This window comes from Methylosinus sp. Ce-a6, from assembly GCF_009811655.1.
GTDB lineage: Bacteria > Pseudomonadota > Alphaproteobacteria > Rhizobiales > Beijerinckiaceae > Methylosinus.
Genome location: NZ_BGJX01000009.1, coordinates 13458 through 29549, shown reverse-complemented (window position 1 = coordinate 29549; position 16092 = coordinate 13458). Strand labels below are relative to the sequence as shown.

Genomic DNA, 16092 nt, shown 5'->3' with positions numbered 1-16092 from the left:
GGCGCTCAGCCTGCCGCCGCGCGCGGCAGTCGAAGCGTGAAGCGCGCGCCGCCCTCGGGCGGCGCGTCATATTCGATCGATCCGCCATGCTCATGGGCGATCGAATAGCTGATCCATAATCCGAGCCCCGTGCCTTCTCCGACCGCCTTGGTGGTGAAGAAGGGCTCGAAAATCCGGCTGCGCAACGCTTCCGGAACGCCCTTGCCATTGTCCTCCACTGTGACGATCGCCGCATCGCTCTCGCCGCGCGTGGTGATCTTGACGAGCGGCCGCTCCGCCTCGCACACGGCGTCGAGCGCATTGTCGATGAGATTGACCAGCACCGAATGGATCTGACCGCTTTGGCCGGAGGCGTAGAGCTCGGGCTCGAGATCGGTGACGATGCGCGCCTTGGCCTTCTTGCTGCGCGAGGCCCATTGGGCGGCGGTCTCGACGACCTTCGACAGCGACACGGCCTCGCGCGGCGCCTTGGTGCTGAAGGAGAGCCGCCGCAGATTTTTCACGATCTCGCTGATGCGCACCGCGCCTTCCAGCGTGCCGTCGATCAAGGGCTCGAGGTCGGCGAGAATGGCGTCTATGCCGCTCGTGCGGCGAAGCTTCTCCCGCTCCTTGACGCTCGCGCCCGTATGGATGGCCGCGAGATAGGCGGCGATCGTCCGGCGATAGCGGTCGAGCGTATGAATATTGCCATAGACGAAGCTGATCGGATTGTTGAGCTCATGCGCGACGCCGGCGACGAGCCGGCCGAGGCTCGCCATCTTCTCCTGCTCGACCAGGCGCGACTGCGCCTGCTGCAGATCGACATGAGCGCGATGCAGCGCCTCATAGGCGCGCCGCAATTCGCCGATCGGCCGGCCGGTGAAAACGGCGCCGGCGCGCCGCCCGTCCGAATCGAACAAGGGCGAGCAATTGATCGCCATGAGATCGGATGGGCCGTTGCGCGTGCGAAAGCGCGATTCGACGCTGGTCGGCTCGCGCGCCTGGCCGGCGACGATCGCGGCGGCGCGCGCTTCGTCCTCCTCGACGAACAATGCAGCGACTGCGGCGCCTTTCAACTCCGCCTCGCCGCGGCCGACGAGCTCCTCGAAAGCGGGATTGACCTGCAATATCGCGCCGCGCTCGTCGCAGACGATCAGCACATCGGAGACAGAGGCGATGACGCTCTGAATGAAATTGCGCGCCGCCTCGAGCTCGCCGTTCTTGCGCTCGAGATCGGCTTCATAGCCGATGAGATCGGCATAGACCTCGTCCATTTTCTTGATGACTTCGAGCCAAACCGACTCGCCGCCTTCCGACAGCGCGATCTCCTCCTTGCCGGCGACGAGGGCGATGAGATCGCCGTGCTTGGCGTAGGATTTCGTGTCAGGCTTCGTCATCGACGACGCGGGAGATGTCATAGCGGGCGATCTTGCTGCGCAATCCGACGCGCGACAGGCCGAGCTCGTCGGCCACATGGCTGATGTTGCGGCCATTGCGCTCGAGCGATTCCTTGATGAGCGCGCATTCCAGCATTTCGACGCGCTCCTTCAGCGTGAAACGGCCCTGCGGCTCTCCGCCCGTCGTCGCAGCGCGGCCATGATCGACGATCGCCGGGGAAAGAAGCTCCGGCGCAAGATTGGCGTCGCCGTCGCTCAGCACGATCATTCGCTGAATTTCATTATGCAGCTCGCGCACATTGCCGGGCCAAGAATAACGCTCCATCAGCCGCAGCGTCTCCGGCTCGAAGCCGGGCACGCGGCGATTGAAGGTCTGGTTCACGCTGACCAATATGCGCGCGGCGATGATGGCGATATCGCAGCGCCGCTCGGCGAGCGTCGGCAGATGGATAGGAAAAGCCGCGAGGCGGTAGTAGAGATCGCGGCGAAAGCGCCCGGCCTCCACCTCCGCGGCGATATTGCGGTTCGTGGCGGCGATGACGCGCACGTCGACGCGTCGCGGCCTTTGCGCGCCGAGCGGGCGAATCTCGCCCTCCTGCAGCACGCGCAGCAGCTTCACTTGAAATGACGGCGAGGTTTCGCCGATCTCGTCGAGAAAGATCGAGCCGCCGTCGGCGACCTCGAACAGGCCGACGCGATCCTGATAGGCGCCGGTGAAAGCGCCTTTCTTGCAGCCGAACAATTCGCTCTCGAGCAATTCATCCGGCAGGGCGCCGCAATTTTCCACGACGAAAGTCTTCTCGCCGCGCGCCGAGCCATGGTGGATCGCGCGCGCGAGCAGCTCCTTGCCGGTGCCGGAGGCGCCGGTGATGAGCACGGAGATATCGTATTCCGCCGCGCGCCGCGCGAGCGCGATGGCGGCGCGCATCGGGCTCTGCGGCGCATGAACGATGCGGCCGAATTCGAACATGCGCCGCTCCGCGCGACGCCTGTCGCCGGCGAGACGCTGCAATCTCTCGTGCGAAGGCTTGGCTTCGAGCGGCGGCGCGGCCCCGCCGTCCTTTTGGAACGCATAGAGCTGCGCCGCTTCGCGCACCGATCGGACGAGCCTGTCCGGATCCCAGGGCTTGGTCACATATTGGAAGATGCCGGCCTCGTTGACGCCGGCGATGATGTCTTCGGCGTCCGTATAGCCGGAGATGATCATGCGCACCGGCTCCGGCCAATGCTCGCGCACGCGCGTCAAAAATTCGACGCCGCTCTCGCCCGGCATGCGCTGATCGCAGAGGATCACCTGCACGAGATCGCCGGCGAGCACGGCCTCGGCTTCGGCCGCGCTGGCGGCGCAGACGATCTGAAACTCGCCGCCGAGCACGCGCCGCAGCGATTCGAGCGAGCGCTTTTCGTCATCGACGATCAGCACCGTCGCGCCGCGGGAGATCGGCGACGCCTCGCTCTCCATTTCGCTGCGATTCTCGCGCTTGTTCATCTCGCTTCTCGCTCAGCAGATGCGGGGCAATTGCTCGCCGGAGAGCCAGTCGATGACGCGGCCGCCGCCGAAGGCGGTCGTCATTTGCACGAAACAATGCGCGTCCTCGACGATCTCGCCGATGCGCGCGGCCCGCCCGCCGAGCTCATGCGCCCGCATCGTGGCGAGCAGCGCCTCCGCCGCCTCGCGCGCGACGACGGCGATGAGCTTGCCCTCATTGGCGACATTGAGCGGATCGAGCCCGAGCAATTCGCAGGCGGCCGCGACCTGCGGCGCGACGGGAATGGCCGTCTCCTCGATGCGCACGCCGACTCGCGACTGATGCGCGATCTCATTGAGCGTCGCCGCGACGCCGCCGCGCGTCGGATCGCGCATCAGACGAATGGCGGGTCCCGCCGTCTCCACCATGCGCGCGACGAGCTCGTGCAGCGCGGCCGTGTCGGAGAGAACTTCGGTGTCGAAGGAGAGATTCTCGCGCTTCGACATGACCGCGACGCCATGATCGCCGATCGAGCCCGAGAGCAGCACGACGTCGCCCGGCCGCGCCTTGTCGCCGGAAAGCTCGAGCCCGACAGGCACGATGCCGACGCAAGTCGTCGAGACGAAGACGCCGTCCGCCTTGCCGCGCTCCACCACCTTGGTGTCGCCGGTGACGATGGGAACGCCCGCCGCGCGCGAGGCCTCGCCCATGCTCTGCGCGATCCGCTTCAGCTCGGCGAGCGGAAAGCCCTCCTCGATGATGAAGCTCGCCGACATATGCAGCGGGCGCGCGCCCGCCATGGCGATATCGTTGATCGTGCCATGCACGGCGAGCTTGCCGATGTCGCCGCCGGGGAAGAACAGCGGCGAGACGACATAGCCGTCCGTCGTCATCGCCATGCGCCCGGCGGGAACGTCGAAGGCGGCCTGGTCATTGCCGGCGCCGAGCCATTCATTGTCGAAGGCGACGTGAAAAATCTCTCCGATGAGTCGCGCCATGGCGCGCCCGCCGGCGCCGTGCGAGAGCTCCACGCGGCCGTTGCGGAGGTCGAGCTTGCGGCCTGTCGGCTCGTGCTTGTTCATGAGGCCTTCCGCGTTTCGTTTTGCCGCGTTTCGTATCGCCTGAATCTTCCATAAGCCCAATAGGCCGCGCAAGAGCCTTCCGAGGACACCATGCAGGAGCCCATGGGCGTTTCCGGCGTGCAGGCGACGCCGAATAACTTGCAGTCCTGCGGCCGCTTCTGCCCGCGCAATATCGCGCCGCATTCGCAGGCCGGATTGTCGCGCGCCGGCCTGGTCTCCATCGAAAAGCGCCGCTCTGCGTCGAATTGCGCATAAGTCTCGCGCAGCTTCAGCGCGCTGCTCGGAATTTCGCCGAGCCCTCGCCATTCGAAAGCGTCGCGCAATTCGAATATCTCCGCCATTTCGTCGATGGCCTTGGCGTTGCCGCTCTCGGTCACGGCGCGGCGATATTGGTTCTCGATCTCGCAGCGCCCTTCGTTGATTTGCCGCAGCAGCATCAAAATGGCCTGGATCACATCCAGCGGCTCGAAGCCGGCGATGACGACGGGCTTGCGATAATCGCTCGCGAAGCGCCGATAGGGCGCGGAGCCGATGACGGTGGAGACATGCGCCGGGCCGACGAAACCTTCGATCTCGACGCCGTCCTTCGTGTCGAGAATGGCCTGCATCGCCGCCGGCGTCAGCACGTGATTGCAGTAGACGGAGAAATTGGCGAGGCCCTTCTTCTGCGCGAGGCGTATGGCGAGCGCCGTCGGCGGCGTCGTCGTCTCGAAGCCTATGGCGAAGAAGACGACCTCGCGTTCGGGCTCCTTCTCGGCGATGGCGATGGCGTCGAGCGTCGAATAGACCATGCGAATATCGGCGCCGTCGGCTTTGGCCTTCATGAGGCTCGCGCCGCCGGACGCCGGCACGCGCATCAGATCGGCATAAGTGCAGAGCGTGACCTCTTTGCGCGCGGCGAGGCGAATGGCGTCGTCTATGCGGCCCATGGGCAGCACGCAGACGGGGCAGCCGGGCCCGTGAATGAGGCGGATGTTTTCGGGCAGCAGGTCCTCTATGCCATAGCGCGAGATCGCATGCGTATGGCCGCCGCAGAACTCCATGAAGCGATATTGTCGCTCGCTCCGCGCCTCCTCGGCGATGCGCCGAGCGATGGCGCGCGCGAGCTCGCCGTCGCGATATTCGTCGATATGTTTCACCGTGCAGCTCCTATCATGGCGCAGCTCCGAGCGCGGCGGCCTCGCGCAGCAGCGCGAGCGTCGCCATGGCCTCGTCTTCATCGATCTTGGCGAGCGCATAGCCGACATGCAGCACGACATAATCGCCGATGACGAGACCGTCGACGAGCGCGATCGATACGATCTTGCCGACGCCGTCGACGCTGACGCGCGCCATCTCGTCGGGCAGCAGCTCCTCGATGCGGGCGGGTATGGCGAGACACATGACGTTTTAAGCCTTTCTCTGTCGTGCAATATAGGCTTGGCCGAGCGAGAGGCCGCCGTCATTCGTCGGCGCCGCGCGCGCGAGCAGCGCCTCTATCCCCAAATCGCGAAGGCGCGAGACGAGGCCCTCCGCGAGAATCTTGTTCATCATGCAGCCGCCGCCGAGCGCGACGCGCGTGTCGCCGCGCGCGCGCGCGGCTTCGAAAATCCATTGCGCGAGCGCCTCGATCAGCGTGCCGTGAAAGAGCTCGGCGCCTCGAGCGGCGGAAAGGCCGGGCGTCAGCAATGCGGCGAAGAGCTTCGTCAAATCGAGGACGCCTTCGTCGATACGATAGCCATCCGCGCGCGTGCGCGGGCGCGCGCACAGCGCCTCGAGCTCCATCGCCGCTTGCCCTTCGTATTGCTGAACGAGCCGGAGGCCGAGCAGCGCCGCGGCGGCGTCGAACATGCGCCCTAAGCTCGTCGTCTTGGCGACATTGGGCGCGCTCGCGAGCATGGCGACCTTGCCGGCGAGCTCCATTCCCGGAAAGCGATCGAAGACGTCGCCGCAGCGATCGAGCGCGGCGAGCGCGGCGACGCCCATGCGCCAGGGTTCGCGCGCGGCGCGGTCGCCGCCGGGCAAGGCCAGAGGCGCGAGATGGCCGAGCCTGCGCCAATGGCCCGCATCGACCAGCATCAGCTCGCCGCCCCAGGCGCCGCCGTCATCGCCACAGCCATAGCCGTCGAGCGCGGCGCCGAGGATCGCGCCTTCGATTCCATGTTCGGCGGCGATGGCGGCGATATGCGCGGCGTGATGCTGCACGCGCACGATGGGAAGCCCCGTCTCTTCGGCGTAGCGCGTCGAGGCGAGATCGGGATGAAGATCGCAGGCGACGAGCTCGGGCGTCACATCGAGAATATCGAGCATATGCGCGATGGTCTCGCGATGAAAATCGATCGTCGCGCGATCGTCGAGCGAGCCGATATGGGTCGAGACGAAGGCTTCGCGTCCGCGCGTGACGGCGATCGTCGTCTTGAGATGCGCGCCGAGCGCCAGAGTGTTCGGCCCATCGCTCGCGAGCGCGATCGGCTCCGGCGCGAGGCCGCGCGCGCGGCGAAGATAGGCGGGCGCGCCGGCGATGACGGAGGCGACGCTGTCATCGGCGCGCGCGACGATGGCGCGATCATGGCCGACGATGAGATCGGCGATGGCGGCGAGTTTTTCGCGCGCCTCTTCGTCGTCGACGATCAGCGGTTCGCCGCTCGGATTGGCGCTGGTCGCGACTAGCGCGAAATCCTGCGGCGTCTCGCGCCAGTTTGCGCGGGCGGGCGCGCCGGCCGCCGCGTGAAACAACAGATGATGCAGCGGCGCATAGGGCAGCATGAGGCCGATGCGCGAAAGGCCGGGGGCGACGGAAGGCGCGAAATCCTCGCGCTTCTCGACGAGGACGATCGGTCGCGCGATCGATTGCAGCAAGCGCAGCGCCTGCTCGTCGAACACGCCGGCGCGCATCGCCGAGGCCGCATTGGCGAGCATCACGGCGAAGGGCTTGGCGTCGCGGCCCTTGCGGCGGCGCAGCTCCGCGACAGCCGCTTCATTGCGCGCGTCGCCGAGAAGATGAAAGCCGCCGACACCTTTCAGCGCGACAATCCCGCCATTGCCGAGCGTCGTGATGATCTCGTCGATGATCGCAGCGTTTCGATGCGCGCCTGAAGGATCGCGATCCATTGCGGCGTCTGGATCGCGAGGCTTCAGCCTCGCATCCTTCGGCCAGAGTTTCCTGAGACGTGGCCCGCATTTCGGGCAGGCGATCGGCTGCGCGTGAAAGCGGCGGTTCGTCGGATCGGCGTAGTCGCGCGCGCAATCCGCGCACATCGCGAAAGGCGCCATGGAGGTCTGCGCGCGATCATAGGGCAGGCGCCGCGTCAGCGTGTAGCGCGGCCCGCAATGCGTGCAATTGACGAAAGGATAGAGATGGAAGCGGCTGTTCGGATCGAAGAGATCGCGCAAGCAATCGTCGCAGACGGGGGCGTCCGGCGTGATGCGCGTCAGCGTCTTGCCGTCGCGGCTGGGCTCGATCGAAAAACGCGCGTCCTGCTTCGGCGCTATGGTCTCGCATTCGAGACTGTCGATGCGCGCGAGCGGCGGCGGCTCGCGCCGCAATGCGGCGACGAAATCCTGAACGCGCGCGCCTTCCACCTCCATCAGCACGCCTTGCGCATCATTGCGCACGAAGCCGGCGAGCGCGAAACGGTCGGCGAGCGAATGCACGAAAGGCCGGAAGCCGACGCCCTGCACGGCGCCGGTCACGCGCAGCCTCAGCCTCGTCGCCTCGCTCGACGGCATACGCCTTTTCTCCTCACTTCGCGGCGGCGGCTCGCGCGCTTTTCACCGCCGCCCGTGCGGCGCGCGCCTCGATCCAAGCGTAGAAGGCCGCCATGCCTTCGCCGGTGCGCGCCGAGACGACCAATGTCTGCAGATCGGGATTGACCTTCAGCGCATTGGCGAGACAGCGGCCGACATCGAACTCCACATGCGGCAGCAGATCGGATTTGTTCAGCAGCATCAGATCCGAGGCCGCGAACATTTCCGGATATTTGAGCGGCTTGTCCTCGCCCTCCGTCACCGAGAGCACGACGACCTTATGCGCCTCGCCGAGATCGAACGCGGCCGGGCAGACGAGATTGCCGACATTCTCGATGAAGAGCAGCGAGCCCGGCGCGACGACGAGCTCGGCGAGCGCATGAGAGACCATATGCGCGTCGAGATGGCAGCCCTTGCCGGTGTTGATCTGCAATGCCGGAGCGCCCGTCGCGCGAATGCGCTCGGCGTCGTTGGAGGTCTGCTGATCGCCTTCGATGACAAAGATGGAAAAGCGATCTTTGAGATCGCCGATTGCGCGCACCAGGAGCTGCGTCTTGCCCGAGCCCGGGCTCGACACGAAGTTGAGCGCGAGCACGCCCGATCGCTCGAGCCGCGCCCTGTTCTCGCGAGCATGGTCATTGTTCTTGGAGAGTATGTCGCGCTCTATGCGGACGATGCGCTCCTGGCTGAGGCCGGGAACATGAACGCCCGCCGGTCCCGCGCCGTAATCGTGATCGTGGCCGTGGTCGTCATGCGCATGATCGTGGTCATGGTCATGGTCATGGTCATGGTCATGAGGATGCGCATCGCCGTGATGATGACCGTCATGATCATGGTGATGATGGTCGTGATGGTCATGATCGTGATGGTGGTCATGCCCATGCCCATGCCCATGCCCATGCGCATGATCATGCGGATGGTCGTGGTTGTGCTCTGGCTTTCCTTCGATGCTGGAAGTTCCGCAGCCACAGACCGTGCACATTAGTCGACCTCCAGTTCCTGCACCCGCATATCCTCGCCGCCGGTGACTTGCACGTGATATCCGCCGCATTCCGGGCAAGGGCCGAATCTCTCTTCGACGGCGACGGTCTTCGCGCAATCGAGGCACCAGCCTTCGCCGGGAATCCGCAGAATGTCGAGTCGCGCGCCTTCGACGATTCCACCATGCGCCACCGCCTCGAAACAGAAGCGGATCGCCTCGGGCTCGACATGGCTCAGCGCGCCGATCTCCAGGCGCACGACGCGCACGCGCGAAAATCCCTGCTTGCGGCTCTCTTCCTCGATCAGCTCGACGATGCTCTCGGTCAGCGCCATCTCATGCATAAGCGGCCTCCCGGATTTCGACGTGAAAGGCGACGCAAGGGTCGAAGAGGCCGGCGAGTCGCGTGATCGTCTGCGACGCCGCGGCGCGCGGAACAGACGCGCCGAGCAGCGCGGCGACGAAGGGGCCGGCGGGATGGAAATTCCATTCGGTCGGCGCGACGATCGCATAATCTGCGATTCTATCGTCCGGGGTGAGCCGGGCCCAATGATACAATTCGCCGCGGGAGGTTTCGACCGCCGAAAAACCTTCGCGCACGGCGGGAGCGGCGCTGCGGGAGGCGTCCTGCGGCGTGGACCGCTCCAGTCGCTCCACGAGCTGCGCGAGATCGATCATGCGGGCGCTAAAGCGTGCGCAGAGCGCGCCGCGCGAAAGATCGGTCTCGCGCCAATGGCGCGCGAAGGCGCCGGTTTCCGGCGCGCGGCCGGCGATGCTCGGGGCGGCGGCGAAGCTTTCGCCCTGCGCTCGGATTCCGTCGAGCACGGAGGCTTCGTCTTCCGGGCGCAAGCCGTCGGGCGCGCCGGCGGCGATGGCGGGGCCGCTTTCCAGCTCGCGCCACAATCGGTCGAAAGGCGCGCCGGCTGTCGGGGCGGCTGTCGCCGGATCGGCGGGCAGGCCGAGCCTCGCCGTCTCGCGGCGCAGCCTTGCGGCGATCGCGCGGCGGTCGCGAGGCTCGTCCGCGGCGAGCTGCCGCGTCAGCGCCAGAATCTCCCGCAAGGCCGCCGGCGGAAGAGCGTCGTCGGCCAAAGTCGCCAGCGCGCGCAGCGTTTCGGCAAGGCGCTCGCAATCCAGCGCGACGAGGCTCTGCCGCGCGAGTTGCTTTTCTTCCCCCCGCGCGGCGGCGATGGCGCTCGCGGCGGCGAAAGCGTGCCCGGCGCCGCATAGGGAGAAGAGCCGTCCGGCGAGCGGAGGGATTTCGGCGGCCGGGCGGCCGAGGAACAGGCGCGTCAAATGGACGGGCCGGCTCGATCGCACGCGCACCGAGCAGACGCGATCATCGGCGAGCTCGACGATGATGGAGATCGCGCCCGGCCCGAGCGCGCCGAGATCGCCCCGGCCGCTCATGGCGCGGCCTCCCCGGCGGCGCGCCGGCGGCCGCCGAACAGCGCGCGTCGATCCATCCCGCTCGCGGCCTCGCGTTCTCGGCCAGGCGCCTCGTGCAGAGCGGGATCGAGGAGCGCCTCCAGCGCCGCGCCTGCGGCGACCCGCGCCGCCTCGTGATCGGCGAATTCGTCCATGGGCGAGAAGAGAGAGCAGGAGGCGAGGGGGCCGAAGCCTTCGATCTCGCTCACATTAAAATCGACGTCGCCGGCGGGAAAGCGCAGCTTCAACTGCGCGGGATCCGGGAAGGGCGCCTCCGTTCCCTCGCTCGGCGCGGTGACGACGAGATTGGCGAACCAAGGCGTGACCATCACGCCGAGGACATAGGGGCCGAAGTCGCGAAAGCCGATCGCCTCCACCGCGAGCGCCTCGTTGCAGACGGCCGAGCCGCGCATCGCCGTCGCATGGACGCGGCGATAGAAATCCGCGAGCTTCTCGCCTCTCGCAACGGCGTCGCTCAAGTCTCGCACCTCAAGAATTTCTCGCGCGGCGCGTCGCATTCGGGGCAGCGCCAGTCGTCGGGAAGATCGGCGAAGGCGACGCCGGGCGGCACCTGCCAGACGGGATCGCCCTCGGCCGGGTCATAGACATGCCAGCAGACGCCGCATTCCATGCGGGCGTCGGGGGCGATGTCGCGAAGCGCTTCGTCGCTCATGTGAAATAGGCCTCGTGAATTTCGCGCAGACGTTCCGCCGAATCGTGGAAATCCTCGTCGGCGGCGCAGGCGGCGGCGGGCGTGTCGCCGATCTCCAGCGTGTCGAGGATGATCGTTCCCATGGCGTTGAAGAATTGCACCGACCACACGTGGCGCGCGCCGGTCGCGGTGATCTTGGCCGAGCCATAGCCGCGCGAGATCAGCTGCACGGAACCATTGCCCAGCGTCTGCTGCAAATGCTCCATGTCGATTTCAGAGACGGGCAGCAGCGAGAAATTGATGACATGGGAGGGATCGCCGGCTTCATGCGCGCGCATACGGGCGTCGATCTCGGCGAGCATGGGCATCACATTCATCGCGCCTTCCGGCTCCGGGCCGATCATGATCCGCTCCGCGGCGATGGCGGCGGCGCGTTCGACGACATGGGGAATGGCGGCGATCTCGAGATAATCGGCCGAGAGCTTTCCTTCCGCGTCGGTAAAGCGCACGCGCCAGAGGCCCGCCATGGAGGCCTCCTGAATTTGCGCGGCGCTGCCGTCGGGGAGGGCGGCGACGCCGCTCACCTCGCCTTCGCCGAGCACCTGGCCGATGAGCTCGCGCTCTTTCTCTTCATAATCGGTGATGTCGAAGAGCTTTCCCGGGGCGTCGGCGCGCTGCGCGGCAAGCGCGTCGGCGAGCTGCGGCAGCAGCGCGGCCGCGCGCGGGCATTCGGCGACGGCCTGCTCGCCGCTCGCCGTCGCCAGAAAGGCGATGACGCTGCGCCCCGCCTCCGCCTCGGCGTCATAGCCGATCGGCATCACCGTCATGGCGTCGTCGGAGCCTTCCGGCGAGATCCAGAATCCGGCTTTCATGAACTCGTTTCCCCTTCCGTGAAGGTGATGCGCACGCGCGGCTCTTTCGCCGGCGGCGTCTGCAATTGAAGCAGCGCGTCGATCCGCGAGAGATAATCCGCCCAGTCATAGACTTTCGGCAGCACGCCGAGCGTCTCGCGCCCATAGGTCACGACGAGGCTCGGATAGACGCAGACGCTGAAGCGCCCCTCCAGCGTCTTCTCGGCCGCGGGCGCGACGATGGCGGCGCGCAGCCGCCCGGCGAAGGCTTGGATCAGCTGCGGAAAAATGATCGCCACATCATGGCTTTCGCTGCGCTGCTGCGCATCGCCGCCGAAGAACAGCAGCGTATGCGCGGGCTGTCCAGGCCGCGGCGCGAGAAAGGCGTCGATCGTGTCGGCGTCCAGCAGCGCGAGGCCGGTCTTTTCGCTCAGCGACTGCTGCAGCGCGCCGGACATGCGATTCTCCCTTTTTTGTTTTCCCCAGGGTCTTTCGTTTTGACGCGTTTCCGGACGCCGAACCGGCGTCCACTTCGGCTGGAAACGCTCTAAAGAGCCGCAAGCGCCATGCCAGCGGCGGGAGGCCGAGGCGCCAAGCTAGAAGACTGAGTCGAAAGCGGCTTTCCAGACGGAGAATTGGCATCGGCGATAGACGCCTGGAAAGATGCTATCCATTTCCAGACAAGCCTTCCAGTGCGGGCTATTTTCTCAGAAACTCCGGCAGCTCCGGCTCGCGGTCGACGAGATCGGCGAAAAGGTGATCGACATTCTCTCCGGCGAGCGCCTTTTCCACCGCGTCGAGCGCGTCGTCGATCTGCGCCGCTTCGAGCGGGTCCAACACGCGGACGGCCGAGCCGACATGCACCAGCACTTTCGTTCCGGCGGGCTGCGCGCCGACCAGCGCCATGGACACGCTATGCCGCTCGCCCCGGCAGTCGCAGAGCGCCTCGAAAGCGTCGCCTTCGACGACGGTCATGGGAAAGCCGACGCACATGGCCTTACATCCGTCAGCGCCAGGAGGAGGCGCGCCAAGACGTTGCGCGCCAAGGCTTGAACCAGAAGCCCACGGCGACCAGCATCGCGCCCCAGCCGAGCGCCACGGCCATGGTCAGCAGATGATCCGGCTCCGTGAAGATATGCGCGATATCGAAGGCGAGATCGTTCGGATGCAGGCCGGGATGGGCCATGGCGGTCGCCGGAAGCAGGCAGGCTGCGGCGCAGGCCGCGAAGCGGATCGTTTTCATGGTCTCGTCTCCTCTTCGGCGCCGCGGAGGCGCCTCTCATAGGCGTCATGGTCGAGGTCATGCGCGAGCAGGCGCGGGAAGGTCTCGGCGCTTGCCGCGCGCGGGCGCAGCTCGACGCCCCATTCCACCAGCGTATCGACAGCGGCGGCGAGCGCCGGCTCGACGGCCGCGGCGACGGGCGCGGTCAGCGGGCCGCCCCAGTTCTCGAGATCCTGCGGCTGGCAGCCGATCAGCGCGAGGCGGGAGGGATAGCGGCCGAGCAGATCGGCGGCCGAGAGCACCTCCTGAAAGCCGGTCTGATGCAGGCTCATCTTCTTCGCGCCCATGAAGCGCGGAACCTCGCCGTCGCGCACGATGCGCAAGGTCCCGGGCTCGAGACCGTAGTCGATGGCGTCGAAGACGAGCAACTGGTCGCAGGCCTCGACGAATTGCACCAGATAGAGGCCCTGCGTGCCGCCGTCGAGCACGGTCACATCTGCGCCCGTCTCATAGCGCGCGTGGAACTCCTCGACGGCGCGCACGCCGAAGCCTTCATCCGCCCAGAGAATATTGCCTATGCCGAGAATGAGAGTGCGCATGGCGCCTCCTTCGTCATCGCGAGCGGAGCGAAGCGATCCGAGGGCCACTACGCGACTCTGGATTGCTTCGTCGCTTCGCTCCTCGCAATGACGGCCGTCATCGCGAGCGCAGCGAAGCGATCCAGAGTCGAAGGGAGAACCCTCGAAGTTGCTCCTGCGACGACGCCGCTCACTTGTCGGCCTCGTCGCGGAACACGCGCTCGCCGGAGATCATCGAGGAGATGAGGCTCTGGCGGGAGACGATGTCCTCGCGCACGGCCGTGTAGATGTGGATGATCACGAAGAGGATGACGCCCCACATGGCGAGATGATGCCAGGTGTGGACATCCTGGCTGTTGGGCCAGATCCAGAACACCCAGCCGAACAGCTCATGCTGCCAGCTGTCGCGGCCCGCGCCTTCGGAATAGAGCGCGAAGCCCGTCACCACCAGAAACGCCAGGTTCAGCATGAAGAGATGCATCACCAGATGGCCGAGCGGATTATGGCCGATGTATTTCTTCGGCTGCTTCACCAGGAAGGAATACCAGCGCGCCTCATAGAGCACGCCCCACAGCCATTTGCGATCCCACACCGGCAGATAGAATATCTGCCTTGCGTGGTCGTTGCCGACGAGGGCCCAATAGAGGCGCATCAGCAGCGCCACGGCGAGCACATAGCCCGCCGAGAAATGGGCGAAGCGAATATAGCCCATCAGATATTGGGAGCTCGCTTCGCCGGGGGTCGAAGGCAATGGCGAGGCGATGAAATAGCCCGTCGTCGCCAGCACGACGATCGCCGCCGCATTGATCCAGTGCCAAAGCCGCACCGGCGCCTCATAGACATAGACGCTCTGCAGCTCGGCGGCCTTCTCGCCGTGGCTGTCGAGCACGCCATGGACTTGCGTCGCCTCGGTCATGATCTCGTCTCCGTCAGCGAACCTTGACTTGCGTCATTTCCTGTCCGTCCTCGCTCATCACGTGAGTGGAGCAGGCGAGGCAGGGGTCGAAGGAATGGATCGTGCGCAGAATCTCGAGCGGCTTTTGCGGATCGGCGAGCGGCGTGTCCATCAGCGAGGCCTCGAAGGCGCCGATATTGCCCTTGGGGTCGCGCGGGCTGCCGTTCCAAGTGGTCGGCACGACGCACTGATAATTCTCGATCTTGCCGTCCTTCACCTTGATCCAATGGGCGAGGGCGCCGCGCGGCGCCTCGGTGAAGCCATAGCCCTTGGCCTCCTTCGGCCAGCTCTCGGGCTTCCATTTGTCGATGTTGGCGGTCGAGGAATCGCCGGCCTTGATGTTGGCGATCAGCTTCTTGTGGAAGTGCTCCATCTTGCGCACGGCCCATTGGCATTCCAGCGCGCGCGCCGCCGTGCGGCCGAGCGTCGAGAACAGAGCGCTCGTCGGCGCGCCGAGCTTCTTCAAGAACTCGTCGGTCGGCTCCTTGAACTCCGGCTTGCCCTGGGCGTAGCCGACGATGTAGCGCGCGAGCGGGCCCACCTCGACGGCGTTGCCGCGCCAGCGCGGCGCCTTGATCCAGGAATATTTGCCGGCTTCGTCGAGCTCCTGAATATTGGTCGGCGTGCCCTTGGCCGCCGGGCCGAGCTTGTAATTGGGCTCGGTGATCCCGTCCCAGGGATGCAATCCCTTGGACTCGTCCGGATATTTGTACCAGGAATGGGTGACGAACTCCTGGATCTGCTCCGGATCGGTGTGATCGACCGGGAAAATCTCTTTGAGATTGCCGTTGAGGATCACGCCCTGCGGCAGGGTGAGATTGGCGGCGGAATAATCATTGGCGTGCTCGGGAATGTCGCCATAGGCCATGACATTCTTGCCGGAGAGGCCGCCGCCATAGAGCCAGTTCTTGTAGAAGGAGCCGATGGCGAGCACATCCGGCAGATAGACCTTCTCGCAGAAGTCGATCGATTGCTGAATGATCGAGGAGACGAGGTTGAGGCGCTCCATATTGATCGCGCCGACCGCGCCCACGCCGTCGACATTGATCGCGCAGGGCACGCCGCCGACGAGCCAGTTCGGATGCGGATTCTTGCCGCCGAAGATCGTCTGGACCTTCACGATCTCCTTCTGGAAATCGAGCGCCTCGAGATAATGCGCGACCGCCATCAGATTGGCTTCCGGCGGCAGCTTGTAGGCCGCATGGCCCCAATAGCCGTTCTTGAACGGGCCGAGCTGGCCGGACTCGACGAATTTCTTCAGCCGGATCTGCAGATCCTTGAAATAGCCGGGCGAGGAGAGCGGCCAATCGGAGATCGACTGCGCCAGCGCCGAGGTCGCCTTGGGATCGGCGGAGAGCGCCGAGACGACGTCGACCCAGTCGAGCGCATGGAGATGATAGAAATGCACGAGATGATCGTGCACCTGCAGCGCGAGCTGCATCATGTTGCGGATGGAGTTGGCGTTCTCTGGGATCGTAATGCCGAGCGCATTCTCCACCGCGCGCACGGAGGTCAGCGCATGGGTGCCGGTGCAGACGCCGCAGATGCGCTGGGTGAAGGCCCAGGCGTCGCGCGGATCGCGGCCCTTCAGAATGACTTCGATGCCGCGCCACATGGTGCCGGTCGATACGGCGTTGCGGATCACATTGTTCTTGTCGACATTGACCTCGACGCGCAGATGTCCCTCGATGCGCGTGACCGGATCGACGACGATGCGCTTGCCGGAATTGTCGAGATTGAAGCCGTTCGGCGTCTGAATGCCCATGATCGCGTTTCC

18 protein-coding genes are annotated in these 16092 nt (G+C 65.8%); all 18 read right to left on the bottom strand.

From position 1 onward, the window contains the following. Nucleotides 1–5: 5 nt before the first annotated feature. The gene (locus Mspo_RS08125) at nt 6–1376 is read right to left on the bottom strand and encodes a sensor histidine kinase (RefSeq protein WP_159728616.1); all 1371 of its coding nucleotides are present in this window, start codon (nt 1374–1376) and stop codon (nt 6–8) included. Then, nucleotides 1363–2865, bottom strand: a complete 1503-nt coding sequence (locus tag Mspo_RS08120; protein ID WP_201281656.1) for a sigma-54 dependent transcriptional regulator — start codon at nt 2863–2865, stop codon at nt 1363–1365. Before Mspo_RS08120 ends, Mspo_RS08125 begins: the two co-directional genes overlap by 14 nt. 12 nt (nt 2866–2877) lie before the next feature. Continuing rightward, a complete protein-coding gene (hypE, locus tag Mspo_RS08115; RefSeq protein WP_159728614.1) occupies nt 2878–3927 on the bottom strand; it encodes a hydrogenase expression/formation protein HypE in 1050 nt (349 codons plus the stop codon). After that, nucleotides 3924–5066: a hydrogenase formation protein HypD gene (hypD, locus tag Mspo_RS08110; RefSeq protein WP_159728612.1), complete on the bottom strand. Its 1143-nt coding sequence runs from the start codon at nt 5064–5066 to the stop codon at nt 3924–3926. Before hypD ends, hypE begins: the two co-directional genes overlap by 4 nt. A 13-nt stretch (nt 5067–5079) precedes the next feature. Continuing rightward, the gene (locus Mspo_RS08105) at nt 5080–5310 is read right to left on the bottom strand and encodes a HypC/HybG/HupF family hydrogenase formation chaperone (RefSeq protein ID WP_159728610.1); all 231 of its coding nucleotides are present in this window, start codon (nt 5308–5310) and stop codon (nt 5080–5082) included. Nucleotides 5311–5316: 6 nt separating this feature from the next. Further along, nucleotides 5317–7635 carry a carbamoyltransferase HypF gene (hypF, locus tag Mspo_RS08100; protein ID WP_159728608.1) on the bottom strand — a complete coding sequence of 773 codons (2319 nt, stop codon included), beginning with the start codon at nt 7633–7635 and terminating at the stop codon, nt 5317–5319. 13 nt (nt 7636–7648) lie between these two features. Further along, a complete protein-coding gene (gene hypB, locus Mspo_RS08095) occupies nt 7649–8635 on the bottom strand; it encodes a hydrogenase nickel incorporation protein HypB (RefSeq protein WP_159728606.1) in 987 nt (328 codons plus the stop codon). After that, nucleotides 8635–8976 carry a hydrogenase maturation nickel metallochaperone HypA gene (hypA, locus tag Mspo_RS08090; RefSeq protein WP_159728604.1) on the bottom strand — a complete coding sequence of 114 codons (342 nt, stop codon included), beginning with the start codon at nt 8974–8976 and terminating at the stop codon, nt 8635–8637. The genes hypB and hypA overlap by 1 nt, the downstream gene beginning before the upstream one ends. Beyond that, nucleotides 8969–10039: a nickel-dependent hydrogenase large subunit gene (locus Mspo_RS08085; RefSeq protein ID WP_159728602.1), complete on the bottom strand. Its 1071-nt coding sequence runs from the start codon at nt 10037–10039 to the stop codon at nt 8969–8971. Before Mspo_RS08085 ends, hypA begins: the two co-directional genes overlap by 8 nt. Beyond that, complete coding sequence (gene hybE, locus Mspo_RS08080; protein WP_244613246.1) at nt 10036–10545, bottom strand: [NiFe]-hydrogenase assembly chaperone HybE; 510 nt, start codon at nt 10543–10545, stop codon at nt 10036–10038. The genes Mspo_RS08085 and hybE overlap by 4 nt, the downstream gene beginning before the upstream one ends. After that, entirely contained in the window at nt 10533–10730 is a 198-nt protein-coding gene (locus Mspo_RS08075) for a rubredoxin (protein WP_159728598.1), read from the bottom strand. The genes hybE and Mspo_RS08075 overlap by 13 nt, the downstream gene beginning before the upstream one ends. Further along, on the bottom strand, nt 10727–11581 hold the full coding sequence (locus Mspo_RS08070) for a hydrogenase expression/formation protein (protein WP_159728596.1): 855 nt from the start codon (nt 11579–11581) through the stop codon (nt 10727–10729). The genes Mspo_RS08075 and Mspo_RS08070 overlap by 4 nt, the downstream gene beginning before the upstream one ends. Then, nucleotides 11578–12018: a hydrogenase accessory protein gene (locus Mspo_RS08065; RefSeq protein WP_159728594.1), complete on the bottom strand. Its 441-nt coding sequence runs from the start codon at nt 12016–12018 to the stop codon at nt 11578–11580. The genes Mspo_RS08070 and Mspo_RS08065 overlap by 4 nt, the downstream gene beginning before the upstream one ends. A 241-nt stretch (nt 12019–12259) precedes the next feature. Beyond that, a complete protein-coding gene (locus Mspo_RS08060) occupies nt 12260–12553 on the bottom strand; it encodes a HypC/HybG/HupF family hydrogenase formation chaperone (RefSeq protein ID WP_159728592.1) in 294 nt (97 codons plus the stop codon). Nucleotides 12554–12566: 13 nt separating this feature from the next. Further along, the gene (locus Mspo_RS08055) at nt 12567–12803 is read right to left on the bottom strand and encodes a hypothetical protein (RefSeq protein WP_159728591.1); all 237 of its coding nucleotides are present in this window, start codon (nt 12801–12803) and stop codon (nt 12567–12569) included. Further along, entirely contained in the window at nt 12800–13381 is a 582-nt protein-coding gene (locus Mspo_RS08050) for a HyaD/HybD family hydrogenase maturation endopeptidase (protein WP_159728589.1), read from the bottom strand. The genes Mspo_RS08055 and Mspo_RS08050 overlap by 4 nt, the downstream gene beginning before the upstream one ends. Nucleotides 13382–13550: 169 nt before the next feature. Further along, nucleotides 13551–14276, bottom strand: a complete 726-nt coding sequence (gene cybH, locus Mspo_RS08045) for a Ni/Fe-hydrogenase, b-type cytochrome subunit (RefSeq protein ID WP_159728587.1) — start codon at nt 14274–14276, stop codon at nt 13551–13553. Between the two features lie 13 nt (nt 14277–14289). Then, nucleotides 14290–16080, bottom strand: a complete 1791-nt coding sequence (locus Mspo_RS08040; RefSeq protein WP_159728585.1) for a nickel-dependent hydrogenase large subunit — start codon at nt 16078–16080, stop codon at nt 14290–14292. Between the last annotated feature and the right edge of the window lie 12 nt (nt 16081–16092).